This window comes from Burkholderia sp. MSHR3999 (assembly GCF_000833595.1).
GTDB lineage: Bacteria > Pseudomonadota > Gammaproteobacteria > Burkholderiales > Burkholderiaceae > Burkholderia > Burkholderia ubonensis.
Genome location: NZ_JRFO01000006.1, coordinates 552,456 through 577,812, shown reverse-complemented (window position 1 = coordinate 577,812; position 25,357 = coordinate 552,456). Strand labels below are relative to the sequence as shown.

At 67.7% G+C, this 25,357-nt stretch carries 21 protein-coding genes; 17 read left to right on the top strand and 4 right to left on the bottom strand.

Translation table 11 applies throughout. From position 1 onward, the window contains the following. Positions 1-107 precede the first annotated feature (107 nt). The 12 genes from nudB to KY49_RS19825 all read left to right on the top strand — a co-directional run bounded on the left by nudB (position 108) and on the right by KY49_RS19825 (position 14,616). On the top strand, positions 108-635 hold the full coding sequence (gene nudB / locus KY49_RS19880) for a dihydroneopterin triphosphate diphosphatase (RefSeq protein ID WP_042586280.1): 528 nt from the start codon (positions 108-110) through the stop codon (positions 633-635). Beyond that, on the top strand, positions 632-1,921 hold the full coding sequence (gene clsB, locus KY49_RS19875) for a cardiolipin synthase ClsB (RefSeq protein ID WP_042586279.1): 1,290 nt from the start codon (positions 632-634) through the stop codon (positions 1,919-1,921). The genes nudB and clsB overlap by 4 nt, the downstream gene beginning before the upstream one ends. Before the next feature lie 187 nt (positions 1,922-2,108). Further along, complete coding sequence (locus KY49_RS19870) at positions 2,109-2,708, top strand: TetR/AcrR family transcriptional regulator (RefSeq protein WP_042586278.1); 600 nt, start codon at positions 2,109-2,111, stop codon at positions 2,706-2,708. A 57-nt stretch (positions 2,709-2,765) separates the two neighbouring features. After that, on the top strand, positions 2,766-4,553 hold the full coding sequence (locus tag KY49_RS19865; RefSeq protein ID WP_042586277.1) for an acyl-CoA dehydrogenase C-terminal domain-containing protein: 1,788 nt from the start codon (positions 2,766-2,768) through the stop codon (positions 4,551-4,553). Positions 4,554-4,667: 114 nt separating this feature from the next. Then, a complete protein-coding gene (locus KY49_RS19860) occupies positions 4,668-7,103 on the top strand; it encodes a 3-hydroxyacyl-CoA dehydrogenase/enoyl-CoA hydratase family protein (RefSeq protein ID WP_042586276.1) in 2,436 nt (811 codons plus the stop codon). Positions 7,104-7,125: 22 nt separating this feature from the next. Then, positions 7,126-8,325 (top strand): acetyl-CoA C-acyltransferase, encoded by a 1,200-nt coding sequence (locus tag KY49_RS19855; protein ID WP_042586275.1) that lies wholly within the window; start codon positions 7,126-7,128, stop codon positions 8,323-8,325. A gap of 89 nt (positions 8,326-8,414) precedes the next feature. Then, entirely contained in the window at positions 8,415-9,182 is a 768-nt protein-coding gene (locus KY49_RS19850; protein WP_042586874.1) for an enoyl-CoA hydratase, read from the top strand. Positions 9,183-9,521: 339 nt separating this feature from the next. After that, positions 9,522-10,412, top strand: coding sequence for a ubiquinol oxidase subunit II (gene cyoA, locus KY49_RS19845; protein ID WP_042586274.1), 891 nt, complete (start codon positions 9,522-9,524; stop codon positions 10,410-10,412). A 3-nt stretch (positions 10,413-10,415) separates the two neighbouring features. Then, positions 10,416-12,422 carry a cytochrome o ubiquinol oxidase subunit I gene (gene cyoB, locus KY49_RS19840; RefSeq protein WP_042586273.1) on the top strand — a complete coding sequence of 669 codons (2,007 nt, stop codon included), beginning with the start codon at positions 10,416-10,418 and terminating at the stop codon, positions 12,420-12,422. Beyond that, positions 12,422-13,033 carry a cytochrome o ubiquinol oxidase subunit III gene (gene cyoC, locus KY49_RS19835; protein ID WP_042586272.1) on the top strand — a complete coding sequence of 204 codons (612 nt, stop codon included), beginning with the start codon at positions 12,422-12,424 and terminating at the stop codon, positions 13,031-13,033. Before cyoB ends, cyoC begins: the two co-directional genes overlap by 1 nt. Continuing rightward, complete coding sequence (gene cyoD, locus KY49_RS19830) at positions 13,034-13,366, top strand: cytochrome o ubiquinol oxidase subunit IV (RefSeq protein ID WP_042586271.1); 333 nt, start codon at positions 13,034-13,036, stop codon at positions 13,364-13,366. Between the two features lie 86 nt (positions 13,367-13,452). Then, on the top strand, positions 13,453-14,616 hold the full coding sequence (locus tag KY49_RS19825) for a fatty acid desaturase (protein ID WP_042586270.1): 1,164 nt from the start codon (positions 13,453-13,455) through the stop codon (positions 14,614-14,616). On the opposite strand, the gene fdhD is transcribed toward KY49_RS19825, so the two are convergent. Further along, the gene (gene fdhD, locus KY49_RS19820) at positions 14,601-15,425 is read right to left on the bottom strand and encodes a formate dehydrogenase accessory sulfurtransferase FdhD (RefSeq protein ID WP_042586269.1); all 825 of its coding nucleotides are present in this window, start codon (positions 15,423-15,425) and stop codon (positions 14,601-14,603) included. The two genes, KY49_RS19825 and fdhD, sit on opposite strands and share 16 nt — an antisense overlap. Before the next feature lie 125 nt (positions 15,426-15,550). Here fdhD and KY49_RS19815 point away from each other — a divergent pair, with 125 nt between their 5' ends. Beyond that, entirely contained in the window at positions 15,551-16,033 is a 483-nt protein-coding gene (locus KY49_RS19815) for a nitrate reductase associated protein (RefSeq protein WP_042586268.1), read from the top strand. 44 nt (positions 16,034-16,077) lie between these two features. Here KY49_RS19815 and KY49_RS19810 read toward each other — a convergent pair whose 3' ends face one another. After that, the gene (locus tag KY49_RS19810; RefSeq protein WP_010090728.1) at positions 16,078-16,476 is read right to left on the bottom strand and encodes an acyl-CoA thioesterase; all 399 of its coding nucleotides are present in this window, start codon (positions 16,474-16,476) and stop codon (positions 16,078-16,080) included. 174 nt (positions 16,477-16,650) lie between these two features. On the opposite strand from KY49_RS19810, the gene KY49_RS19805 reads away from it, so the two are divergent. Further along, positions 16,651-18,522: an ABCB family ABC transporter ATP-binding protein/permease gene (locus KY49_RS19805; protein ID WP_042586267.1), complete on the top strand. Its 1,872-nt coding sequence runs from the start codon at positions 16,651-16,653 to the stop codon at positions 18,520-18,522. Positions 18,523-18,564: 42 nt separating this feature from the next. Here KY49_RS19805 and murU read toward each other — a convergent pair whose 3' ends face one another. Next, positions 18,565-19,284 (bottom strand): N-acetylmuramate alpha-1-phosphate uridylyltransferase MurU, encoded by a 720-nt coding sequence (murU, locus tag KY49_RS19800; RefSeq protein ID WP_042586266.1) that lies wholly within the window; start codon positions 19,282-19,284, stop codon positions 18,565-18,567. 2 nt (positions 19,285-19,286) lie between these two features. Further along, positions 19,287-20,321 carry an aminoglycoside phosphotransferase family protein gene (locus tag KY49_RS19795; RefSeq protein ID WP_042586265.1) on the bottom strand — a complete coding sequence of 345 codons (1,035 nt, stop codon included), beginning with the start codon at positions 20,319-20,321 and terminating at the stop codon, positions 19,287-19,289. A 214-nt stretch (positions 20,322-20,535) separates the two neighbouring features. Here KY49_RS19795 and KY49_RS19790 point away from each other — a divergent pair, with 214 nt between their 5' ends. The 3 genes from KY49_RS19790 to pdxA all read left to right on the top strand — a co-directional run bounded on the left by KY49_RS19790 (position 20,536) and on the right by pdxA (position 25,339). Beyond that, on the top strand, positions 20,536-22,902 hold the full coding sequence (locus KY49_RS19790; protein ID WP_042586264.1) for an LPS-assembly protein LptD: 2,367 nt from the start codon (positions 20,536-20,538) through the stop codon (positions 22,900-22,902). A gap of 62 nt (positions 22,903-22,964) precedes the next feature. After that, the gene (locus tag KY49_RS19785; RefSeq protein ID WP_042586263.1) at positions 22,965-24,323 is read left to right on the top strand and encodes a peptidylprolyl isomerase; all 1,359 of its coding nucleotides are present in this window, start codon (positions 22,965-22,967) and stop codon (positions 24,321-24,323) included. An 11-nt stretch (positions 24,324-24,334) separates the two neighbouring features. Then, positions 24,335-25,339 (top strand): 4-hydroxythreonine-4-phosphate dehydrogenase PdxA, encoded by a 1,005-nt coding sequence (pdxA, locus tag KY49_RS19780; protein ID WP_042586262.1) that lies wholly within the window; start codon positions 24,335-24,337, stop codon positions 25,337-25,339. The last annotated feature ends 18 nt before the right edge of the window (positions 25,340-25,357 follow it).

Below are 25,357 nucleotides of genomic sequence, written 5' to 3'. Positions count from 1 at the left end.
GAAAAAGGCGCAACGGTGCGCCTTTTTCGTTTTTTGCGGTACAGTCGCAGCACCCGCCGCGCAGCCTGGCCCAACCGGCGCGCGGCCTCGCGCCGTATGAAACGAACATGACGAAGCCGCCGAAAATTCCCGAATCCGTTCTCGTCGTGATCTACACGCCCGACCTCGACGTACTGGTGATCAAGCGCGCCGACCAGCCCGATTTCTGGCAATCGGTCACCGGGTCGAAGGATGCGATCGACGAGCCGCTCGCCGTCACCGCCGCGCGCGAAGTGGCCGAGGAAACCGGCATCGTGGTCGGTACGCCGGAGGTGCCGGCCAGCGCGCTCGTCGACTGGCATCACCGGATCGAATACGCGATCTATCCGCAGTACCTGCACCGCTATGCGCCCGGCGTCACGCGCAACACCGAGCACTGGTTCGGCCTGTGCGTGCCGCGTCGCGTCGACGTGACGCTGTCGCCGCGCGAGCACGTCGACCATGCGTGGCTGCCGTATCGCGAGGCGGCCGCGCGCTGCTTTTCGCCGTCGAATGCCGAGGCGATCCTGCAATTGTCCGCGCGCGCGGTACGGCCTCCGGAATACCGCCCCCCGGAAGGCCGGACCCCGGAAGGCCGGCCCCCCGGATCCGCATGAACGGGGGAGGCGGCCTTCCGGAGGCCCGCAGGCGATTCGCGCAACTGCGGCAGATGTTCCTGCAGGAGCGGGGCTCCGCATCGCGGCTCGCCTTCACGTCGGGCAACGCCGTGCGGCTGTGCCAGGGCGGCGAGGCTTTCTTCAGCGCGCTGATCGAACGGATCGACGCCGCACGCGAGCAGGTGCTGCTCGAAACCTACATTTTCTGCGACGACGCGGCGGGGCGGCCGGTGTCGGACGCGCTGCTGCGAGCCGTGCGGCGCGGCGTGCGCGTGCGCGTGATCACGGACGGCATCGGCACGGCGCGCCTGCCGCTGTTCGACGCGTGGGCCGGGGCGGGCATCGAGCACTGCGTGTACAACCGCTACCTGTTCGGCCGCTTCGGCTTCTCGCGCACGCACCGCAAGCTTGCGGTCGTCGATCACGCGTATGCGTATTGCGGCGGCATCAACATCGTCGACGACTACGCGCAGAACGGCACGACGCTGCCGTACCCGCGCTGGGATTTCAGCGTCGAGATGACGGGGCCCGTCGTGTCCGACGTGCGCGCCGCGTTCGAGCTGCAATGGCACCGCATCCGCTTCGGCCACAAGCCGTATGCGCAATACGCGGCGGGGCTCGCCGGCGGCGACGCGTTCCCGGACATGTTCCGCCGCTGGATGCGCAGCCACCGCTGGATCAAGGCCGGGGCGCTCAGGATCGTGACCGAGCCGAGCGTCGCGTTCGTCGCGCGCGACAACGTCGTGAACCGCCGCGCGATCGAGAAGGCGTACCTGGCCGCGATCGGCCAGGCCCGGCAGCGGATCCTGCTCGCGAATCCGTACTTCATGCCGGGCCGCAAGCTGCGCCGCGCGCTGACGGGCGCCGCGCGGCGCGGCGTCGACGTGCGGATCCTGCTCGGCCGCAACGAGTTCGCGGCGCTCGACACCGCGGTGCCGTTCCTCTACCACGCGCTGCTGCGCGCCGGCGTGCGCGTTGCCGAATATGACAAGACGATGCTGCACGGCAAGGTGGCCGTGATCGACGACAATTGGGCGACGGTCGGCTCGTCGAATCTGGACGCGCTGAGCCTGATGCTGAACAATGAGGCCAACGTCGTGCTGGTGCGGCACGATACGGTCACGAACGAGCTGCGCGACGCGATCGCCGCGGCGTTCGCCGACGGCCGCGAGATCGACCCGGCGCGCTATGCGCGGCGCCCGCTCGGCGAGCGCGTGCTGAACTGGCTGGCCTACACGGTCTACCGCGCCGCGATGAAGGTGCTGACGGTCGGCGACTACGACTAAGCGCCCGCTTAAATCATTTCTGCACGCCCGTGCGGAAAACCGCTTCCAATGCGGCCCGAATCGCGCAAAATAGCGACTCGGTTAGACACCGGTTTCTAATAATTTCCTTGTTTCGCGGGCGGTCGCACTCAATAATAGTACGGCCGTTCGATTTTATTTGAACCCCCGAACGGTTACAGAAATAGCTATGCGAAAAGGCGAACAGACGCGTGCCGCGATACTCGAAGCTGCATTGGACCTCGCCAGCCGTGACGGGCTGGAGGGGTTGACGATCGGCCTGCTGGCCGAGCGCATGCAGATGAGCAAGAGCGGCGTGTTCGCGCACTTCGGATCGCGCGAGGATTTGCAGGTGGAAGTCGTGCGCGAGTATCACCATCGTTTCGAGAACGAGGTGTTCTTTCCGAGCCTGCGCGAACCGCGCGGTCTGCCGCGTCTGCGGGCGATGCTGGCGCGCTGGATCGAGAAGCGCATCCAGGAGGTGACGACCGGGTGCATCTACATCAGCGGAGCCGTCGAGTACGACGACCGGCCGGACAGCCCCGTGCGCGAGCAACTGGTCGCGAGCGTGACGGCGTGGCGTGCCGCGCTGCTGCGCGCCATTTCGCAGGCGAAGGAGGAGGGGCATCTGCGCCCGGACGGCGATCCGGACCTGATGCTCTTCGAGCTGTACAGCTTCACGCTCGGCCTGCATCACGACGCACGCTTCCTGCATTCGCCGGATGCGGTGCGCCTCACGTGGGCCGCGCTGGAAAAGACGATTATTTCGTATCAGAGCGAGAGCCGTTAGCGGCGCGTGATCCGCCCGCCAGAAGCTCGAGCCGATTGCCCTACTTTGGAGAGAGTCATGGGACAGTACGCCGCGCCGCTGCGCGACATGCAATTCGTGTTGCACGAGCTTCTGAACGTCGAAGCCGAAGTCAAGCAAATGCCCAAGCATGCGGACCTCGATGCCGACACGATCAACCAGGTCCTCGAAGAAGCGGGCAAGTTCTGCTCCGAGGTGCTGTTCCCGCTGAACCAGGTCGGCGACCGCGAAGGCTGCACGTACGTCGGTGACGGCGTCGTGAAGACCCCGACCGGCTTCAAGGAGGCCTACCAGCAATACGTCGAGGCCGGTTGGCCGGCGCTCGGCTGCGATCCCGACTACGGCGGCCAGGGGCTGCCCGCGTTCGTGAACAACGCACTCTACGAAATGCTGAACTCGGCGAACCAGGCGTGGACGATGTATCCGGGCCTGTCGCACGGCGCCTACGAATGCCTGCATGCGCACGGCGCGCCGGAACTCCAGAAGCAGTATCTGCCGAAGCTCGTGTCGGGCGAATGGACGGGCACGATGTGCCTGACCGAGCCGCACTGCGGCACCGACCTCGGCATCCTGCGCACCAAGGCCGAACCGAACGGCGACGGCTCGTACTCGATCAGCGGCACGAAGATCTTCATCTCGAGCGGCGAGCACGACATGTCGAAGAACATCGTCCACCTCGTGCTCGCGCGCCTGCCGGACGCGCCGCAAGGCACGAAGGGGATCTCGCTGTTCATCGTGCCGAAGTTCATCCCCGATGCGGCGGGCGAGCCGGGCGAGCGCAACGGCGTCAAGTGCGGCTCGATCGAGCACAAGATGGGCATCCACGGCAACTCGACCTGCGTGATGAACCTCGACAACGCGAAGGGCTGGATGGTCGGCGAGCCGAACAAGGGCCTCAACGCGATGTTCGTGATGATGAATGCCGCGCGCCTCGGTGTCGGCATGCAGGGCCTCGGCCTCACGGAAGTCGCTTACCAGAACTCGCTGACGTACGCGAAGGAGCGCCTGCAGATGCGCTCGCTGACGGGCCCGAAGGCGCCGGACAAGCCGGCCGACCCGATCATCGTCCACCCGGACGTGCGCCGCATGCTGCTCACGCAGAAGGCCTACGCGGAAGGCGCGCGCGCGTTCACGTACTGGTCGGCGCTGCAGATCGACAAGGAGCTGTCGCACGCCGATGAGGCGGTGCGCAAGGAAGCGGCCGACCTCGTCGCGCTGCTCACGCCGATCATCAAGGCGTTCCTGACCGACAACGCGTTCGAGTGCACGAACCACGCGATGCAGATCTACGGCGGCCACGGCTTCATCTCCGAGTGGGGCATGGAGCAGTACGTGCGCGACGCGCGGATCAACATGATCTACGAAGGCACGAACTCGATCCAGTCGCTCGACCTGCTGGGCCGCAAGGTGCTCGGCGACATGGGCGCGAAGCTGAAGAAGTTCGGCAAGCTCGTGTCGGATTTCGTCGAGGCGGAAGGCGTGAAGCCGGAGATGGGCGAGTTCATCAACCCGCTCGCGGACATCGGCGAGAAGGTGCAGAAGCTGACGATGGAAATCGGCATGAAGGCGATGCAGAACCCGGACGAAGTCGGCGCTGCCGCCGTGCCGTACCTGCGCACCGTCGGCCACCTGGTGTTCTCGTACTTCTGGGCCCGCATGGCGCGCCTCGCGCTCGACAACGAAGCGTCGGGCGATCCGTTCTACAAGTCGAAACTCGCGACGGCGCGCTTCTATTTCGCGCGCCTGCTGCCGGAAACGGCCGCGACGATCCGCGCCGCGCGCGCCGGCTCGAAGACGATGATGGAAGTCGACGAGTCGCTGTTCTGATGCGGCATCGGGCGGGGCGCGCCGCGCTCCGCCCGGACGATGCGGTTGCAGAACCTCACTACGCTGCGTAGCCCTCACCATCCCGCGCTACGCGACACTATCCGGAGACATCCCGTGAGCAATTTCATCATTCGCAAGGTGGCCGTGCTGGGCGCCGGCGTGATGGGCGCGCAGATCGCCGCGCACCTCGTCAACGCACGCGTGCCGGTGCTGCTGTTCGACCTGCCGGCCAAGGAAGGCCCGAAGAATGCGATCGCGCTGAAGGCGATCGAAAACCTGAAGAAGCTGTCGCCCGCGCCGTTCGGCGTGAAGGACGACGCGAAATACCTCGAAGCCGCGAACTACGAGGACGACATCGCGAAGCTCGCCGAGTGCGACGTCGTGATCGAGGCGATCGCCGAGCGCATGGACTGGAAGCACGACCTGTACAAGAAGGTCGCGCCGCACCTCGCTTCGCACGCGATCTTCGCGACCAACACGTCGGGCCTGTCGATCACGACGCTGTCGGACGGCTTCTCCGACGAGCTGAAGGCGCGCTTCTGCGGCGTGCACTTCTTCAACCCGCCGCGCTACATGCACCTCGTCGAGCTGATCCCGACCGCGCATACGCGCCCGGAAATCCTCGACCAGCTCGAGACGTTCCTGACGAGCGTCGTCGGCAAGGGCGTCGTGCGCGCGAAGGACACGCCGAACTTCATCGCGAACCGCGTCGGCATCTTCTCGATCCTCGCGGTGATCACCGAGGCCGCGAAGTTCGGCCTGCGCTTCGACGAAGTCGACGACCTGACCGGCAGCCGCCTCGGCCGCGCGAAGTCGGCGACGTTCCGCACCGCGGACGTGGTCGGCCTCGACACGATGGCGCACGTGATCAAGACGATGCAGGACAATCTCGCCGACGATCCGTTCTTCCCGGTCTACCAGACGCCTGCCGTGCTCGCCGAGCTGGTGAAGCAGGGCGCGCTCGGCCAGAAGACGGGCGGCGGCTTCTACAAGAAGGAAGGCAAGGCGATCAAGGTGCTCGACGCGAAGACCGGCGCCTACGTCGATTCGGGCGCGAAGGCCGACGAGACCGTCGCGCGCATCCTGAAGCGCCCGCCGGCCGAGCGCCTGAAGCTGCTGCGCGAGACGGACCATCCGCACGCGCAGTTCCTGTGGTCGATCTTCCGCGACGTGTTCCACTACATCGGCGTGCATCTGGAGTCGATCGCCGACAACGCGCGCGACGTCGATCTCGCGATCCGCTGGGGCTTCGGCTGGAACGAAGGCCCGTTCGAAGGCTGGCAGGCCGCCGGCTGGAAGCAGGTCGCCGAGTGGGTGCAGGAAGACATCGCCGCGGGCAAGGCGCTCGCGAACGCGCCGCTGCCGGCGTGGGTGCTCGAAGGCCCGGTTGCCGAGCAGGGCGGTGTGCACACGGCCGAAGGCTCGTGGGCGCCGGCGTCGAAGCGCTTCGTGCCGCGTTCGGACCTCGCCGTCTACAACAAGCAGGTGTTCCGCGCGCCGCTGCTGGGCGAAGCCGGCGCCGATCCGAAGACCTACGGCAAGACGCTGTTCGAGACCGACTCGGTGCGCGCGTGGGTCGATGACCGCGCGGGCGAGGACGACGTCGTGATCGTGTCGTTCAAGTCGAAGATGAACACGATCGGACCGAGCGTGATCGACGGCCTCGTGCAGGCGATCGAGCTCGCGGAGAAGGACTACAAGGGCGTCGTGATCTGGCAGCCGACGTCGCTGAAGCTCGGCGCGCCGGGCGGCCCGTTCTCGGCGGGCGCGAACCTCGAAGAGGCGATGCCCGCGTTCATGATGGGCGGCGCGAAGGGCATCGAGCCGTTCGTGAAGAAGTTCCAGGACGGGATGATGCGCGTGAAGTACGCGAACGTGCCGGTCGTCGCGGCCGTGTCGGGCATCGCGCTCGGCGGCGGATGCGAGCTGATGCTGCACAGCGCGAAGCGCGTCGTGCACGTCGAGAGCTACATCGGCCTCGTCGAAGTGGGCGTCGGCCTCGTGCCGGCCGGCGGCGGCCTGAAGGAAGCGGCGCTGCGTGCGGCGGACGCGGCTACCGCCGCGAACGCGACCACCGAGATCCTGAAGTTCGTCACGAAGTCGTTCGAGAATGCGGCGATGGCGAAAGTGTCGGCCTCCGCGCACGACGCACGCGCGATGGGCTACGTGAAGCCGTCCGACACGATCGTGTTCAACGTGTTCGAGCTGCTCGACACCGCGAAGAAGGAAGCGCGCGCGCTCGCCGACACCGGCTACCGCGCGCCGCTGAAGGCGAAGGACGTGCCGGTCGCGGGCCGCTCGGCGATCGCGACGATCAAGGCGTCGCTCGTCAACATGCGCGACGGCCGCTTCATCAGCGACCACGACTTCCTGATCGCGAGCCGCATCGCGGAAGCGGTGTGCGGCGGCGACGTCGAGGCGGGCAGCCTCGTCGACGAGGAATGGCTGCTGGCGCTCGAGCGCCGCGCGTTCGTCGAGCTGCTCGGCACGCAGAAGACGCAGGAACGGATCATGGGCATGTTGCAGACCGGCAAGCCGGTGCGTAACTGAGCGAGCGCAAAAGGAGTCTGAAATGAGCAAACAATTGCAAGACGCATACATCGTCGCCGCCAGCCGCACGCCGATCGGCAAGGCACCGCGCGGTGTCTTCAAGAACACGCGCCCGGACGAGCTGCTGGTTCACGCGATCAAGTCGGCGGTCGCGCAGGTGCCCGGCTTCGACACGAAGCTGATCGAGGACGCGATCATCGGCTGCGCGATTCCGGAAGCCGAGCAGGGCCTGAACGTCGCGCGGATGGGCGCGCTGCTCGCGGGCCTGCCGCAGACGGTCGGCGGCGTGACGGTCAACCGCTTCTGCGCATCGGGCATCACCGCGCTGGCGATGGCGGCGGACCGCATCCGCGTCGGCGAATCGGACGCGCTGCTCGCGGGCGGCTGCGAATCGATGAGCATGGTGCCGATGATGGGCAACAAGCCGTCGATGTCGCCGCACATCTTCGATCGCAGCGAGGACTTCGGCATCGCGTACGGGATGGGCCTGACCGCCGAGCGCGTGGCCGAGCAGTGGAAGGTGAGCCGCGAGGACCAGGACGCGTTCTCGGTCGAATCGCACAAGAAGGCGCTCGCCGCGCAGCAGGCCGGCGAGTTCGGCGACGAGATCGCGCCGTACACGATCACCGAACGCTTCCCGAACCTCGCGACGGGCGAGATCGACGTGAAGACGCGCGAGATCGCGCTCGACGAAGGCCCGCGCGCGGACACGTCGCTCGAGGGCCTCGCGAAGCTGCGCACGGTGTTCGCGAACAAGGGGTCGGTCACGGCCGGCAACAGCTCGCAGACGTCGGACGGCGCGGGCGCGCTGCTCGTCGTGTCGGAGAAGGTGCTCAAGCAGTTCAACCTGACGCCGCTCGCGCGCTTCGTGAGCTTCGCGGTGCGCGGCGTGCCGCCGGAAATCATGGGCATCGGCCCGAAGGAAGCGATTCCGGCCGCGCTGAAGGCGGCGGGCCTGAAGCAGGACGATCTCGACTGGATCGAGCTGAACGAAGCGTTCGCCGCGCAATCGCTGGCGGTGATCCGCGACCTCGGCCTCGACCCGTCGAAGGTCAACCCGGTGGGCGGCGCGATCGCGCTCGGCCACCCGCTCGGCGCGACCGGCGCGATCCGCGCCGCGACCGTCGTGCACGGCCTGCGCCGCCGCAACCTGAAGTACGGGATGGTGACGATGTGCGTCGGCACCGGCATGGGCGCCGCGGGCATCATCGAACGCCTGTAAGCGAGGCGAACCAGCAGCACGACGGTGCGCGGGCCACGAGCTCGCGCACCGTTTTTTCATTCGGAATGGATACAGCCAAGGAGACGCTTGTGACGGACATCCAGGTGGAACGCGCCGACGGCGTGATGACGATAACCATTGCACGGCCGGCGAAAAAGAACGCGCTGACGGCCGCGATGTACCAGACGATGGCCGACGCGCTCGGCGAAGCGCAGGAGGACAAGGCGGTTCGCGCGATCCTGCTGCGCGGCAGCGACGGCATCTTCAGCGCGGGCAACGATCTCGAGGATTTCATGAAGGCGCCGCCGAAGGACGACAGCGCGCCGGTGTTCCAGTTTCTCGCGCGGATCAGCAGCGCGTCGAAACCGATCGTCGCCGCGGTGCCGGGCGTCGCGGTCGGCGTCGGCGTGACGATGCTGCTGCATTGCGACCTCGTCTACGCAGCCGACACGGCGTCGTTCTCGCTGCCGTTCGTGCAGCTCGGGGTGTGCCCGGAGGCCGCGTCGAGCCTGCTGCTGCCGCGTCTCGCGGGGCATCAGGTCGCGGCCGAGAAGCTGCTGCTCGGCGAGCCGTTCGACGCGCTCGAGGCGCACCGGATCGGCATCGTCAACCGCGTGCTGCCGGCGGCCGAGCTCGACGCGTTCGCGGCGAAGCAGGCGGCGAAGCTCGTCGCGCTGCCGGCCGCGTCGCTGCGCGTGACGAAGGCCTTGCTGAAGAACACCGGCGGCGTGTCGATCGCCGACCGGATGGCGGAAGAGGGGCAGCAGTTCGGCGCGATGCTGCGCGGGCCGGAAGCCCGCGAGGCGATGGCGGCGTTCTTCGAGAAGCGCAAGCCGGACTTCCGTTCGCTGTCGTAACGCGCGGCCGGCGCGCGGTTCGACGCGCCGGCGCCTGCCATGCTGCGGCGCATCGTCGCAGCATTTCCCCTCTTTGAGGTCATTTCCCCGATATCCGCGCGCCTTGCGCTGAAGGCGCGCGGCCTTTCCCCGTCTACCGTTGCCGGCCGTCACGCGTGCCGGCATCGCGTCCGTCCCCGGCCGGGTTTCGCTCGATTCGGCGAAGTTTGTTCGTCGTCAAGATGCGGTGCGGCAATTTTCCGTACAGTTCGCGCGGCAGGCTGCCGTGGTCATCACGCGTCGCGCATCGGCGGCGCGCGGCCCGGCAGTCCTTCTCAACGACACTCAGGCAAACGAACCATGATCAGACGAATCACCGGCGGTGCGCGGGCGGCCCCCGTCATCGCGATACTGGCGGGACTGGCCGGATGCAGCGACCTTCACGTGCTCGACCCAAAGGGCGCGGTGGGCGTCGCGGAGAAATCGCTGATCGCGACCGCCACGTGGACGATGCTGATCGTCGTCGTGCCGGTGATCCTGCTGACGCTGTTCTTCGCGTGGCGCTACCGCGCGTCGAACCGCAGCGCGACCTATGCGCCGGACTGGTCGCATTCGACGGCGATCGAGGTCGTGATCTGGACCGTGCCGACGCTGATCATCCTCTATCTCGGCATCCTCACGTGGAAGACCACGCATGAGCTCGACCCGTACAAGCCGCTCCAGTCGTCGGTCAAGCCGATCGACGTCGAAGTCGTCGCGCTCGACTGGAAGTGGCTGTTCATCTATCCGGAGTTCGGCATCGCGTCGGTGAACCAGCTCGCGATTCCGGTCGGCACGCCGGTGAATTTCCGCATCACGTCGGATTCGGTGATGAACTCGTTCTTCATCCCGCAGCTCGGCACCCAGGTCTACGCGATGGCCGGCATGCAGACGCGCCTGCACCTGATCGCCGACGAAGCGGGCGACTACGCGGGCGTGTCCGCCAACTACAGCGGCCGCGGCTTCTCCGACATGAAATTCCGCACGCTCGCCGAGCCGCGCGAGCAGTTCGACGCGTGGGTGCAGAAGGTCAAGGCGTCGTCCGACCGGCTCGACATGACCGTGTACGGCACGGTCGCGCAGCCGAGCGAGAAGGCGCCGGTGCGCTATTTCTCGTCGGTCGATCCGAAGCTGTTCCACAACATCATCGCGAAATACAACAACGGCCACGTCCTCGATCTGAAGGACGCCGCCTGTACGACGAAGGGGTAACGCATGTTCGGCAAACTGACACTTTCGGCGATCCCGTTCGACCAGCCCATCATCATGGGGGCGAGCGCCTTCATGGGGCTCGTCGTGCTGGGCATCGTCGTCGCGCTGACGGTCACCGGCCGGTGGAAATGGCTATGGAGCGAATGGCTGACGTCGGTCGATCACAAGAAGATCGGCGTGATGTACCTGGTCGTCGCGGTGCTGATGCTGCTGCGCGGCTTCGCGGACGCGGTCATGATGCGCCTGCAGCTCGCGCTCGCGTACAACGGCCCCGGCTACCTGCCGCCGCATCACTATGACCAGATCTTCACCGCGCACGGCGTGATCATGATCTTCTTCATGGCGATGGCGCTGCTGGTCGCGTTCTTCAACCTGATCGTGCCGCTGCAGATCGGCGCGCGCGACGTCGCGTTCCCGTTCCTGAACTCGCTCTCGTTCTGGATGACGGCGGTCGCCGCGATCCTGATGAACATTTCGCTCGTGATCGGCGAATTCGCGCAGGTGGGCTGGCTCGCGTATCCGCCGCTCTCCGAGCTGCAGTTCAGCCCGGGCGTCGGCGTCGACTACTACCTGTGGGCGCTGCAGATTTCCGGCGTCGGCACGCTGATCACGTCGATCAACTTCTTCGTGACGATCATCAAGATGCGCGCGCCGGGCATGACGCTGATGAAGATGCCGGTGTTCACGTGGACCGCGCTGTGCTCGAACGTGCTGATCATGGCGACGTTCCCGATCCTGGCGGTTGCGCTCGCGCTGCTCGGCCTCGATCGCTACCTCGACATGCACTTCTTCACGAACGATGCCGGCGGCAACGCGATGCTGTATCTGAACCTGATCTGGGCGTGGGGCCATCCGGAGGTGTACATCCTCGTGCTGCCCGCGTTCGGCATCTATTCGGAAGTCATCGCGACGTTCGCGAAGAAGCCGCTGTTCGGCTACAAGACGATGGTGTACGCGTCGTGCGCGATCATGGTGCTGGCGTTCCTCGTGTGGCTGCATCACTTCTTCACGATGGGCTCGGGCGCCGACGTCAACGCGTTCTTCGGGATCATGACGATGATCATCGCGATCCCGACCGGCGTGAAGATCTTCAACTGGCTGTTCACGATGTACCGCGGCCGCGTCGAGTTCACGGTGCCGGTGCTGTGGACGATCGGCTTCATGGTCACGTTCACGCTCGGCGGGATGACCGGCGTGATGCTGGCGATTCCCGGCGCGGACTTCGTGCTGCACAACAGCCTGTTCCTGATCGCGCACTTCCATAACACGATCATCGGCGGCGTCGTGTTCGGCTATTTCGCGGGCGTCCATTTCTGGTTCCCGAAGGTGTTCGGCTTCAAGCTCGACGAGAAGCAAGGCAAGCGCGCGTTCTGGTGCTGGCTCACCGGCTTCTACGTCGCGTTCATGCCGCTCTACGTGCTCGGCTTCATGGGCATGACGCGCCGCCTGAACCACTATGACAACCCGGCGTGGCATCCGTGGCTGCTGGTCGCCGCGTGCGGCGTGGTGCTGATCGCGCTCGGCGTGGTGTTCCAGGTCGCATCGGTTTGGGTCGGCTGGCGCAACCGCGCGCAAGCGCAGTATCGCGACGTGAGCGGCGACCCGTGGAACGGCCGCACGCTCGAATGGGCGACGTCGTCGCCGCCGGCCGTCTACAACTTCGCGGTGATTCCGGACGTGCACGAACTCGACGAGCTCGCGTATCGCAAGGCGAAGGGCCTCGGCCTCGGCAAGAACGTCACGTACCAGGACATCCACATGCCGTCCAACACGAGCGCCGGCCTGTTCGTCGGCGTGTTCAGCCTGCTGCTCGGCTTCGCGCTCGTCTGGCACATCTGGTGGCTCGCGATCGCGTCGCTCGTCGGCATCGTCGCGACGGTGGTGCTGTACAGCGCGCAGGACAACGAAGGCTATTACATTCCGGCGGATACCGTCCGCAAGATCGAGGAACAACGCGCGGGCGTGCGGATGCGCGCGCCGTCGCCGGAAGCCGAACTGGAGGCGAACTGATGTCGTATCAATCTCTCACGGGCGGCGCCCGTCATCCGGCGGCGCACCCTCATCCGCCGTCGCATTCGGTGTTCGGCTTCTGGCTGTACCTGATGACCGACTGCGTGATCTTCGCATCGCTGTTCGCGACCTTCGCGGTGCTCGGCAACCAGTATGCCGGCGGCCCGACCGCGAAGGACCTGTTCGACATCCCGGGCGTCGCGCTCGAGACCGCCGCGCTGCTGCTCTCCAGCATCACGTACGGCTTCGCGATGCTCGGCGCGCAGCGCCGCCGGCGCGGCGCGGTGTTCGTCTGGCTCGCGGTGACGTTCGTGCTCGGCGTCGCGTTCCTCGCGATGGAGCTGCGCGAGTTCTCGCACCTGATCGCGGAAGGCGCGGGGCCGCAGCGCAGCGCGTTCCTGTCGGCGTTCTTCGCGCTGGTCGGCACGCACGGGCTGCACGTGGCCGTCGGCCTGTTGTGGATGGTCGTGCTCGTCGTGCAGATCGCGGGGGGCCCCGGCATGACGGAACGCGACTTCCGGCGCCTCACCTGCCTGAGCCTCTTCTGGCACTTCCTCGACATCGTCTGGATCTGCGTGTTCTCCTTCGTCTATCTCGCGAGCGTGATCTAAATGGCCCATTCGGAACTCATTCACCACGATGAAGCGCACGGCACGGCCGGCGGCTACATCGTCGGTTTCGTCCTGTCGGTGCTGCTCACGGCCGCGTCGTTCGGCCTCGTGATGGGCGGCGTGCTGGCGCCGAAAGCGGCGATCATCGCGCTCGCGGTGCTCGCGTTCGCGCAGATCCTCGTGCACCTCGTGTGCTTCCTGCACATGAACACGTCGTCGAGCCAGCGCTGGAACGTGATGGCGTTCAGCTACACGGTGCTCACCGCGCTGATCCTGATCGTCGGGACGCTGTGGGTGATGCACAACGTCAGCATGAACATGATGTCGCGGTAACCGGCATCCCGTTCACGCATTCGCGCCGTGTCCTTGCACGGCTGGTTTTCTCTCGGGGGCGCGCGGTCTGCGCGCCTTTCTGCATCATGGTCAACAACGATTCCCAGACACCCGTTCGCGCCGACGCGCCGATGCCGCATCGCAAGGTCATCCGCTCGTGGCTCGTGCCGTTCGCCGCGCGCGAGATCGTGCGCCCGATCCTCCTGCTCGTGCTCGACTACCTGCTGCTGTTCGCGGCGTTCGCGGGCGCGCTGCTGATCCCGGCGATCGTCGGCAAGGTCGTCTGCGGGATGGCGGCCGGCTTCATCACCGGGCGGCTCTTCATCATCGGGCACGATGCGTGCCACCAGAGCCTGACGCCCAACCGCCGGCTGAACCGCTGGCTCGGCCGCATCGCGTTCCTGCCGTCGCTGACGCCGTACAGCCTGTGGGAAGTCGGGCACAACGTGGTGCACCACGGCTACACGAACCTGAAGGGCTTCGATTTCGTGTGGGCGCCGCATACGCCGGCCGAATACGCGGCGCTGTCGCCGACGCGCCGGCTGCTGGACCGCATCTACCGAAGCGGCTGGGCGCCGGGGCTCTACTATTTCGTCGAGATCTGGTGGCTGCGGATGTATTTCCCGACCAAGCGCTATATCGGCGCGTCGCGGCCCGTGTTCAGCCGCGACTGCCTGCTGGTGACCGGCTTCGCGGCCGTGTGGATCGCCGCCGTCGTGTGGGTCGCGCTGGCGACGCAGCAGCCCGTCGCGCTGCTGCTCGCGACCGGCGTGCTCGTGCCGTTCCTGTTCTGGTGCTCGATGATCGGGTTCGTCGTCTACGTCCACCATACCGATCCGCGCATCGCGTGGCATGCGAACCGGGCCGAATGGTCGAACGCCGCGCCGTTCGTGTCGACCACGCTGCATCTCACGTTCCCGTTCGGCATCGGCGGCCTGCTGCACCACATCATGGAGCACACGGCCCACCACGTCGACATGAGCGTGCCGCTGTACCGGCTCAAGCCGGCGCAGGCGAAGCTGGAGGACATGCTGCCCGGGCGCATCGTCGTGCAGCGCTTCAGCTGGCGCTGGTATTTCGACACGGCCCGCCGCTGCAAGCTCTACGACACCGATCGCAAGCTCTGGACCGACTACGCCGGCAACCTGACGAGCGAGCCGGCGCAGGAGCCGCTGACGCCGGCCGCCGTGCCGGAGCCGGCGGGCACAGCGAGCGCGGCGGCCGGCGCGCGCCCTCACGCAGTGTCGTAATCCACGTAGCCGGTCTCGCGGCAGAAGCTGACGAGCCGCAGGCCGGCCTGCCGCGCGATCGCGATCGCGAGCGACGACGGCGCGGAGATCGTCGCGACCATCGGAATGCCGACGCGCGCCGCCTTGCGCACCAGCTCGTAGCTCGCGCGGCTCGACAGGAACACGAAGCCGTCGGTCGCGTCGGCGCGGGCGAGCACCAGCGAGCCGATCAGCTTGTCGAGCGCGTTGTGGCGGCCGACGTCCTCGAACGCCATCCGGATCGCGCCTGTTGCGTCGCACCATGCGGCAGCGTGCAGGCCGCCCGTCAGCCGCGTCAGCGCCTGATGGGCCGGCAGCTCGCCGGCGGCGCGCGCGAGCGCATCGGGCGCGAGGCGCGCGAGGAAGCCGGTATCGGGCACGCGCTCCGGCGCCAGGTCGAGCAGGTCGATGCTCTCGATCCCGCAGACGCCGCAGCCGGTGCGCCCGGCGAGCGCGCGGCGCTTGTCCTTCAGCGCGGCGAACGCCTGCTGCACGACTTCCAGATGGACTTCGGCATGCGGCAGCGGCGCGTCGGCATGCAGGATCACCTCGATGTCCTTGATGTCGCTGCCGCGCGCGACGATCCCTTCCGAAATCGCGAAGCCGACCGCGAACGCCTCAAGGTCGCGCGGCGTGCACATCATCACCGCGTGCGAAATGCCGTTGAAGACGAGCGCGACCGGCCATTCCTGGCCGACGTGGTCGCGCGCCGCTTCGGCGGCGCCGCCGCGCGTGCGGCGCACGGACAGCTCGATCGCGCCGCGCGGTTCGGCGGATTCGGTCGGATTCACTGAGACTCCCGTTCGGTTGACTGGCGCGGGGCCGGACGACGATCGCGTCCGCCGTTCGTGCGCAGAGGTTCTAAAATACCTCAGGCAGGCCGGCCGCGCCGGCATCCGCCACTTCGGGTAATGCCATGGGACTTAGCGACGTACCGTTGCTCTTCAATTTCGAACGCGATTCATCGGAAAATTTCACGTACATCCCGATGATCGTGCGCTTCAATCTCGACCGCTTCGGCCTGCGGATCTCGCTCGAGCAGTGGCAATTGCTGCCGCTCGAGGACCGCAAGCTGCTCGCCCGCTTCCCGGCGGACGACGACACCGCGATCGAGCCCAATTTCGACCACGCGCTGTTCGAGATGCTGCGCACGCACGCCGATCTCGAGCCGAGCTGGTTCCAGCCGGACGAGCAGCCGGCCTGGCGCGGCACCGAGCGGGTGCCGGACGCGCTGGTGCAGCAGAGCGCGCTGGCGGGGCTGCCGGCGCCGGACGTCACGCAATGGCGGCGGCTCGCGCCGTTCCAGCGCTACGTGCTGATGAAGCTGTCCCGCAAGCCGAAGCTGAACCACGATTTTCTGCCGGCGATGCGGGAGTTCGGGCTGGCAGCGGCGCACTGACGCGGCGGCCGACGCGTGTCATGCTGCGCCGGCGCGCGGCTGGCTCATTCGAGCGGCGGCAGCGGGCGCGGCTTGCGGTCCGGGCCGGTCGCGACGTAGGTGAGCGTCGCTTCGGTCACCTTCACGATTTCGCCCGCGAGGCGCATGCGCTGCGCATAGACCACGACGTCGACCGTGACCGACGTGTTGCCGGTGCGCGTGACGGTCGCATAGAAGCTCAGCAGGTCGCCGACGAACACCGGCTGCTTGAACACGAACGAATTGACCGCGACGGTCGCGACCCGGCCGTTCGCGCGCTGGCTCGCGGGGATCGAGCCGGCGATGTCGACCTGCGACATGATCCAGCCGCCGAACACGTCGCCGTGGACGTTGGCGTCCGACGGCTGCGGAACGACGCGCAATGCGGGCTGGTTTTGCGGGAGGGCGAGCGGGGAGTCGGTCATGGCGATGCTTTCATCCTGTAATAAAACGCACCGGCCCGCGCGCGCGGCCGGCAAGGCCGCCGACAGCGGCGCGAACCGGCTTCTGCGACAATACAACGTTCGCAAATTGTACGAGAAAGCGGGCGAGCCGGCGGCCGTCGAGCACGGCCCGCACTGCCGAGCTCCCCGTCCCCCATGCGCCGATTTCCCGCTTCCGGCGAGCCCGCGCCGCTTCACACCGGGCCCCGCAACGACTGGCAGACCATCCGTTCGCTGCTGCCGTACCTGACGACCTACAAGTGGCGCGTCGCGCTCGCGCTCGGCTGCCTGATCGGCGCGAAGGTCGCGAACCTCGGCGTGCCGGTCGTGATGAAGCGCATCGTCGACCATCTCGCCGCGGTGCAGCAGCTGACCGCGCTCGGCCGCGCCGAGCAGTCGGCCGGGATCGTGCTCGCGGGCGGCGTCGGGCTGCTCGTCGTCGCGTATGCGCTCGTGCGGCTGTCGACGTCGCTGTTCACCGAGCTGCGCGAAATCCTGTTCTCGAAAGTGACCGAAAGCGCGGTGCGGCGGCTCGCGCTGCAGGTGTTCCGGCATCTGCACGGGCTGTCGCTGCGGTTTCACCTCGAACGCCAGACGGGCGGCATGTCGCGCGACATCGAACGCGGCACGCGCGGCATCCAGCAGCTCATTTCGTACTCGCTGTACAGCATCCTGCCGACGCTCGTCGAGGTCGGCCTCGTGCTCGGCTTCCTCGTCGTCAAGTACGACGCTTACTACGCGTACGTCACGTTCGCCGCGCTGGTCGCGTACATCGTGTTCACCGTGAAGGTCACCAACTGGCGCACGCATTTCCGCCGCACGATGAACGAGCTCGACTCGCGCGCAAATTCGCGCGCGATCGATTCGCTGATCAACTACGAGACGGTCAAGTATTTCGGCAACGAGGAATGGGAGGCGCAGCGCTACGACGAGAACCTGAAGCGCTACCGCAAGGCCGCGATCCGTTCGCAGAACTCGCTGTCGCTGCTCAACTTCGGCCAGCAGGCGATCATCGGCACCGGGCTCGTGTTCATCCTGTGGCGCGCGACGCAGGGCGTGCTCGCCGGCAAGCTGACGCTCGGCGATCTCGTGCTGATCAACACGTTCATGCTGCAGCTGTACATTCCGCTGAACTTCCTCGGCGTCGTCTACCGCGAGCTGAAGCAGAGCCTCACCGACATGGACCGGATGTTCGGGCTGCTGGCGGCGGCGAAGGAGGTCGCGGACGCGCCCGATGCGGCGCCGCTCGCGGTGGCCGGCGCGCAGGTGCGCTTCGAGCACGTGAGCTTCGCGTACGAGCCGGCGCGGCCGATCCTGCACGACGTGACGTTTACGATCGACGCCGGCACGACGACCGCGGTGGTCGGCCACAGCGGCTCGGGCAAGTCGACGCTGTCGCGCCTGCTGTTCCGCTTCTACGATCTCGACCGGCAGGCGGGCGGCGCGATCCGCATCGACGGGCAGGACATCCGCGACGTCACGCAGGATTCGCTGCGCGCGTCGATCGGCATCGTGCCGCAGGACACCGTGCTGTTCAACGATTCGATCTACTACAACATCGCGTACGGCCGACCGACCGCGACCCGCGACGAGGTGATCGCGGCCGCGCGCGCCGCGCACATCCACGACTTCGTCGAAAGTTTGCCGAAGGGCTATGACACGCCGGTCGGCGAGCGCGGGCTCAAGTTGTCGGGCGGCGAGAAGCAGCGCGTCGCGATCGCGCGCACGCTGCTGAAGAATCCGCCGATCCTGCTGTTCGACGAGGCGACGTCGGCGCTCGACTCGCGGTCGGAGCGCGCGATCCAGCACGAGCTCGAGCAGATCGCGCGGCATCGCACGACGCTCGTGATCGCGCACCGGCTGTCGACGGTCGTGCACGCGCAGCAGATCCTCGTGATGGATCACGGGCGGATCGTCGAGCGCGGCACGCACGACGAACTGGTGTGCGCGGACGGGCTGTATGCGCAGATGTGGGCGCTGCAGCAGCAGCGCGCGGCGGCGGGCGGGGAGGCGGCCGAGGAGGTTTGAGCGGCTTGGGCGGCGCGAAGGCCCCGCCCGGCCCGTTCGCGATCAGCGCGCGCCGCGCAGCCGCATGTCGAGCTCGCCGAGCTGCGCGGGCGTGCCGACGTTTTCCCAGATCCCTTCGTACAGCTCGCCGCTCGCGCGGCCGGCCTCGATCGCCGCGCGGTAGTACGGCGTCAGCGCGCGCCGCGTGCCGGGCGCGAGGTCGGCGAACATCCGCGTGTCGTACAGGCCGATGTTGCCGAACGTGAAACGCCGGGCGCCGTCGAGCGACAGCCGGCCGTCGGCGTCGAGCGCGAAATCGCCCGCCGGATGGAACGGCGGGTTCGGCACCATCACCAGATGCATCGCGGGCGCGTCGAGCGCGGCCATCTGCGCGGCGCGCGCGGCGAGCGTGCGGTAGTCGAATTCGCAGAACACGTCGCCGCTGACCGCGACGAACACCGTCGGCCGGCCGTCACGTTCGAGCAGCGGCAGCGCCTGCGCGATGCCGCCCGCGGTTTCGAGCGCGTCGCCCTCGGCCGAGTACGCGAGCCGCACGCCCCAGCGCGAGCCGTCGCCGAGCGCGGCTTCGATCTGCGCGCCGAGCCACGCGTGATTGATCACGATCGATTCGATGCCCGCCTGCGCGAGCCGCTCGATCTGCCAGACGATCAGCGGCTTGCCGCCCGCCTCGAGCAGCGGTTTCGGGCAGGTGTCGGTGAGCGGGCGCATCCGTTCGCCGCGCCCGGCGGCGAAGATCATCGCCGTGGTGAGGGATGGGCTCATCTTCAGAACGTATAGCCGACGTCGGGGGTGGCGCCTTCGAGCTCGTCGAGCAGCTTCGCGAACGGCGCGAGCGGGCGGTAGCGCAGCGCGACCTTGCGTGCATATGCCAGGAAGCGCGGCAGGTCGGCGAGATACTGCGGCTTGCCGTCGCGATAGTTGAGGCGCGCGAACAGGCCGAGGATCTTGATGTGCCGCTGCAGGCCGATCCATTCGAGCTGGCGGTAGAACTCGCCGAAGTCCGGATCGACCGGCAGGCCGGCCTTCTTCGCCTTCTCCCAGTAATACGCGAAGCAGTCGAGCTCGAACTCCTCGTCCCAGCTGATGAACGCGTCGCGCAGCAGCGACACGACGTCGTAGGTCAGCGGCCCTTCGACCGCGTCCTGGAAGTCGAGCACGCCCGGATTCGGCTCGCAGACCATCAGGTTGCGCGGCATGAAATCGCGCAGCATGAAACCCTGCGGCTGCGCGCGGGCGCTCGCGATCAGCAGCGCGAAGGTGCGCTCGAGCGTGCCGCGCATCGCGTCGGTGACCGTCTTGTCGAGGTGCCGGCCGACGTACCACTCGGGCATCAGCTCCATTTCGCGGCGCAGGAATGCTTCGTCGAACGCCGGCAGCACGCCGGGCGCGGAGCTCAGCTGGAAGCGGATCAGCGCGTCGAGCGCGGCGCGCATCAGCGGCCGCGCGGCGAGCGGCGCGGCCGGGTCGAGCACCGAGAGGTACGACGTCCGGCCGAGGTCCGTCACGAGCATGAAGCCGTCGTCGAAATCGTGCTCGAGCACCTGTGGCGCGTGAACGCCCGCGGCGGCGAGCATCTGCGCGACCTGGACGAACTCGCGGCACTTCTCGGGCGGCGGCGCGTCGACGGCGATCAGCGAGCCGCCGGGGCTCGCGGACGACGCGACGCGGAAGTAGCGGCGAAAGCCCGCGTCCGTGGACGCGGGCGCAAGGGTGGCGAGATCGAGGGCGTGGCGCGCGGCGAGCGGGTGCAGCCAGGCGGTGAGCGCTTCGAGGCGGGAATCGTCGGATGGGGGCGTCATGAAACTCGGAGGAGGGGGGAACGTCTTGCCATATAATACCCCACGACTTTTTTGACGCGCCCCGCGTCAGCATTCGCCGTGCAGGCCTGCTGCCTGTCGCGCCGTTCGCCCGATCGCCTCCCCTGGTTTGCGCTCAGCCGCAGTCACGGTTCGATTGCGCGGGCCGCGATGCGCGGCCGCACGGGTTGACGAGGGGCGATTCGCCAAACGATAGATGCCGCCCAAACCGCTATTCCCGATTGTTTCCCCCGGTGACGGGGCGCCGCGCAAACGGCGGCTCGCGCTCGCGCTCCTGGCCGTGCCGGGCCTCGTGCCGGCGGTGTCGCACGCGCAGCTGACGGGCGCGGCCGCGCAGCCGCAGCCGCTCGATTCGCCGTGGGATCTGCGTCTCGCGCCCCAGCTCGAGGATCATCCGCTCAAGGAAGGGGCGAAGCCAGCCGCCTTCGTGATCGCCGACCACACGAGCGGCACGGCCGACCAGGACCTCGCCGCGAAAGGCTCGGCCGAGCTCCGCCGCGGCAATGCGGTCGTGAAGGCCGACGCGCTCCACTACGATCAGGATACCGACATGGCCGATGCGTACGGCCGGGTCAAGGTGGTCAACGGCGGCACGTCGTTCGCCGGTCCCGAGGCGCACGTGAAGGTCGAGTCGAACCAGGGCTTCATGACGGCGCCGAAGTACCACTTCAACGCGACGGGCGGGTCGGGCAGCGCGGAGCGCGTCGACATGCTCGACGCCGAGCGCTCGGTGTTCGTCAACGGCACCTACACCGCGTGCCAGTGCGAGGCGCATCCCGCGTGGTACCTCAAGGGCAGCCGGTTCGACTTCGACACCGGCGCCGACGAGGGCACGGCCCGCAACAGCGTGCTGTTCTTCCAGGGGGTGCCGATCTTCGCGACCCCGTGGATGACGTTCCCGCTGTCGGGCGACCGGCGCAGCGGCCTGCTGCCGCCGACGTTCGTGCCGAGCTCGGACAACGGGTTCGAGCTGTCGCTGCCGTACTACTTCAACATCGCGCCGAACCGCGACCTGACGCTCACGCCGCGGATTCTCGCGAAGCGCGGGGTGCAGACGCAGGCGACGTTCCGCTACCTGTCGACGAGCTATTCGGGCGTGTTCACCGGCGAGTTCCTGCCGGACGACCGGCTCGCGCACCGCAACCGCTACGCGATCTACTGGCAGCACCAGCAGAACTTCGGCAGCGGCTTCGGCGGCTACGTGTACTACAACAAGGTCTCGGACAACCAGTATCCCGAAAACCTCGGGGCGGTGTCGAGCCAGTTCGTCAACGGTACGCAGACGCTGTACCAGCAGGAGGCCGGCCTCACGTACAACAACGGCCCGTGGTCGGTGCTCGCCCGCTACCAGCACTGGCAGACGCTGCCGCCGTCGACCGCGCCGTACAGCCGCGAGCCGCAGTTGAACGTGAAGTACGCGAAGTACAACGTCGGCGGCTTCGACTTCGGCGCGGAAGCCGACTATTCGCGCTTTCGCATCACGACGGCCGACGCGACGCAGGGCGACCGGATCGTCTTCAACCCGTACATCGCGTACGGGGTTTACGGCCCCGGCTATTTCGCGGTGCCGAAGGTCCAGTACCACTTCGCGTCGTACGACCTGAACTACCTGTCGACGAACACGCCGAACAATCCGAAGCGCTTCACCGAATCGATCCCGACCGTGAGCTTCGACACGGGCCTGATCTTCGACCGCTCGGTGCGCCTGTTCGGCCAGGATTTCATCCAGACGCTCGAGCCGCGCCTGTACTACGTGTACACGCCGTACCGCAACCAGTCGAGTGCGCCGTTGTTCGACACCGCGGAATCGGACTTCGGCCTTGCCGAGATCTACCAGCCGAACACGTTCGTCGGCAACGACCGGGTTGCCGACGCGAACCGCCTGACGGCTGGGCTGACGTCGCGCTTCATCGATCCGCGCACCGGCGACGAGCGCGCGCGCTTCGTGGTCGCGCAGCAGTACTATTTCGCCGACCAGCGCGTGACGCTCACCCCGACGCAGGCGGCCGTGCAGGCGCGTCACTCGGACCTGATCGCGGGCGCCGCGATCAAGCTGGGCGCCGGCTTCGCGTCGGAAACGGCGTTCCAGTACAACCAGAACAACAACCAGCTCACGAAGTCGAGCATCGGTTTCGCGTACAGCCCCGAGGTGCGCAAGGTGATCAGCGTCGGCTACCGCTACACGCGGGCGACCGCGACGCTGGACGGCCGGCCGATCAACCAGTTCCTGGTGTCCGGGCAGTGGCCGCTGACCCGCCGCCTGTACGCGGTCGGCCGCTTCAACTACGACTTCGCCAGCAACCGGATGATCGACAGCGTGGTCGGCTTACAATACGACGCGGATTGCTGGGCGCTCGGGGTCGGTATCCAGCGGTACGCGAACGGCGTGGATTCGTCGTTGCAGCAGCGGAATACGTCGTCGCGGATCATGGCGCAGCTCACGCTCAAGGGGCTGTCGACCATCGACAACGGCCTCGTGAGCGCGTTCCGCGCCGGGGTGCAGGGCTATACGCCGCTGCCGCCCGCGCCGCCGCCGCTGTCCCGCTTCAGCAACTACGACTAACGCCGGGGCGGCCGAAGGCGCCGGCGCCGGACCAGCACGATTTCAATGGAGTATCAGTGGCAATGAAGAAAACCCTTCGCTTCGCGGCAGTCGTCTCCAGCCTCGCCGCGTCCGCCGCGTTGCTCGTCGCTGCGCCGGCTGCGGCGCAGGCGCTCGGCTCGCATGGCGCACAGCTCACCGACGAAGTCGTCGCGGTCGTCAACAACGACGTGATCACGGGCCGCGAGCTCGACCAGCGCGTCGGCCTGATCTCGCGCCGCCTGAAGCAGCAGAACGCGCCGGTGCCGCCGCTCGACCAGATGCGCGCGCAGGTGCTGAACCAGATGGTGCTCGAACGCATCCAGGTGCAGAAGGCCAAGGACGACGGGATCCGGATCGACGACGCAGCCGTGCAGTCGACGCTGCAGCGGCTCGCGCAGGCGAACGGCATGACGCTCGACCAGTATCGTGCGCGGATCGAGGCGCAAGGCGTGCCGTGGAGCGTCTTCACGGGCGACGCGCGCACCGAGCTGATGCTGTCGAAGCTGCGCGAGCGCGAGGTCGACAGCAAGATCACCGTGTCGGACGCCGAGGTCGCGAGCTACATCGCGAGCCAGCGCGGGCCGAGCGCGTCGCAGCAGCAGGACCTGCGCTTGCAGCACATCTTCGTGAAGGCGCCGACCAGTGCGCCGCAGGCCGACATCGAGGCCGCGCAGAAGAAGGCCGACGCGCTGCTGAAGCAGGCGCAGTCGGGCGCGGATTTCGAGCGGCTCGCGAAGAACAATTCGGAAGCGGATGACGCGAAGAAGGGCGGCGACCTCGGCTTCAAGTCGCCCGGCACGCTGCCGGCCGACGTCGTCGCGGCCGCGTCGCAGCTGCGCCCGGGCCAGGTCAATCCGACGCTGATCCGCGTGCCGGACGGCTTCGAGATCGTGCGTCTCGTCGACCGCCGCCAGAGCCAGGGCGCGTCGGCCGCCGCGCCGAAGATCGTGCAGACGCACGTGCGCCATATCCTGCTGCGCGTCGGCGAAGGCAAGTCCGAAGGCCAGGCGCGCCAGCAACTGATCGACATCCGCAAGCAGGTCGAGGGCGGCGGCGATTTCGCGAAGTTCGCGCGCACCTATTCGCAGGACGGCTCGGCGTCGCAGGGCGGCGACCTGGGCTGGATCAGCCCGGGCGAGACGGTGCCCGAGTTCGAGCGCGCGATGAACAACCTGCAGGACGGCCAGGTCAGCATCCCGGTGCGCACCGAGTACGGCTACCACCTGATCCAGGTGCTCGAACGCCGCGAATCGGAAGGCTCGGTGCAGCAGCAGATGGACATCGCGCGCCAGGCGATCGGCCAGCGCAAGGCCGAACAGGCGTATGCCGACTGGCTGCGCGAGCTGCGCGATTCGTCGTACGTGCAGTTCAAGCTCGGCGACTTCGGCGCGGCGAACTGAGCGAGCCGCCGATGACGACGCCCGCGCTGCATATCGCGATCACGACCGGCGAGCCCGCGGGCGTCGGTCCGGAGCTGACCGCGCAGGCGCTGCGCGACGCCGGCGAGCGCTGGCCCGACGCGCGCTTCACGGTGCTCGGCGACGCGGCGCTGGTCGCCGCGCGCGCCGCGGCGGTCGGCGTGGACTGGGCGGCGCTCGTCGCGGCGGGGCAGGTTGCCGTCGCGCACCGCCCGCTCGCCGCGCCCGCGCGCGCGGGCGCGCTGGATGCGGCCAACGGCCGCTACGTGCTCGCGCTGCTCGACGCGGCGATCGACGGCGCGCTCGCGCGCGAATACGACGCGATCGTCACCGCGCCGCTGCAGAAAAGCACGATCAACGATGCCGGCGTTCCGTTCACCGGCCACACCGAATACCTGGCGGAGCGCACCGGCACGCCGCGCGTCGTGATGATGCTGGCGGGCACGGGCGACAAGCCGCTGCGCGTCGCGCTCGCGACGACGCACCTGCCGCTGAAGGACGTGTCCGCCGCGCTGACGATCGACGGGCTGGTCGAGACGCTGACGATCGTCGACCACGACCTGCGGCGCGACTTCGGTCTCGCCGCGCCGCGCATCCTCGTCACGGGGCTCAACCCGCACGCGGGCGAGAACGGCTATCTCGGCCGCGAGGAGATCGACGTGATCGAGCCCGCGCTCGCGCGCGTGAAGGCGCAGGGCATCGACGCGCGCGGCCCGTATCCGGCCGACACGCTGTTCCAGCCGCGTTACCTCGCCGATGCGGACTGCGTGCTCGCGATGTTTCACGACCAGGGCCTGCCGGTGCTCAAATACGCGACGTTCGGCGAGGGGATCAACGTCACGCTCGGCCTGCCGATCGTCCGCACGTCGGTCGATCACGGCACCGCGCTCGACCTCGCCGGCACCGGCCGCGCCGATCCGGGCAGCATGATCGCCGCGCTCGATACCGCCGTCACGATGGCGCGTCACCGCCGCGCAGCCCGGCCTGACGCAGCCTGACTCCATTCCTCGCGTTTT

Coding starts and splice junctions, on each gene's coding strand:
- nudB (WP_042586280.1), top strand. CDS start 108: ATGACGAAGCCGCCGAAAATTCCCGAATCCGTTCTCGTCGTGATCTAC.
- clsB (WP_042586279.1), top strand. CDS start 632: ATGAACGGGGGAGGCGGCCTTCCGGAGGCCCGCAGGCGATTCGCGCAA.
- KY49_RS19870 (WP_042586278.1), top strand. CDS start 2,109: ATGCGAAAAGGCGAACAGACGCGTGCCGCGATACTCGAAGCTGCATTG.
- KY49_RS19865 (WP_042586277.1), top strand. CDS start 2,766: ATGGGACAGTACGCCGCGCCGCTGCGCGACATGCAATTCGTGTTGCAC.
- KY49_RS19855 (WP_042586275.1), top strand. CDS start 7,126: ATGAGCAAACAATTGCAAGACGCATACATCGTCGCCGCCAGCCGCACG.
- cyoA (WP_042586274.1), top strand. CDS start 9,522: ATGATCAGACGAATCACCGGCGGTGCGCGGGCGGCCCCCGTCATCGCG.
- cyoB (WP_042586273.1), top strand. CDS start 10,416: ATGTTCGGCAAACTGACACTTTCGGCGATCCCGTTCGACCAGCCCATC.
- cyoC (WP_042586272.1), top strand. CDS start 12,422: ATGTCGTATCAATCTCTCACGGGCGGCGCCCGTCATCCGGCGGCGCAC.
- cyoD (WP_042586271.1), top strand. CDS start 13,034: ATGGCCCATTCGGAACTCATTCACCACGATGAAGCGCACGGCACGGCC.
- KY49_RS19825 (WP_042586270.1), top strand. CDS start 13,453: ATGGTCAACAACGATTCCCAGACACCCGTTCGCGCCGACGCGCCGATG.
- KY49_RS19815 (WP_042586268.1), top strand. CDS start 15,551: ATGGGACTTAGCGACGTACCGTTGCTCTTCAATTTCGAACGCGATTCA.
- KY49_RS19810 (WP_010090728.1), bottom strand. CDS start 16,476: ATGACCGACTCCCCGCTCGCCCTCCCGCAAAACCAGCCCGCATTGCGC.
- KY49_RS19805 (WP_042586267.1), top strand. CDS start 16,651: ATGCGCCGATTTCCCGCTTCCGGCGAGCCCGCGCCGCTTCACACCGGG.
- murU (WP_042586266.1), bottom strand. CDS start 19,284: ATGAGCCCATCCCTCACCACGGCGATGATCTTCGCCGCCGGGCGCGGC.
- KY49_RS19795 (WP_042586265.1), bottom strand. CDS start 20,321: ATGACGCCCCCATCCGACGATTCCCGCCTCGAAGCGCTCACCGCCTGG.
- KY49_RS19790 (WP_042586264.1), top strand. CDS start 20,536: ATGCCGCCCAAACCGCTATTCCCGATTGTTTCCCCCGGTGACGGGGCG.
- KY49_RS19785 (WP_042586263.1), top strand. CDS start 22,965: ATGAAGAAAACCCTTCGCTTCGCGGCAGTCGTCTCCAGCCTCGCCGCG.
- pdxA (WP_042586262.1), top strand. CDS start 24,335: ATGACGACGCCCGCGCTGCATATCGCGATCACGACCGGCGAGCCCGCG.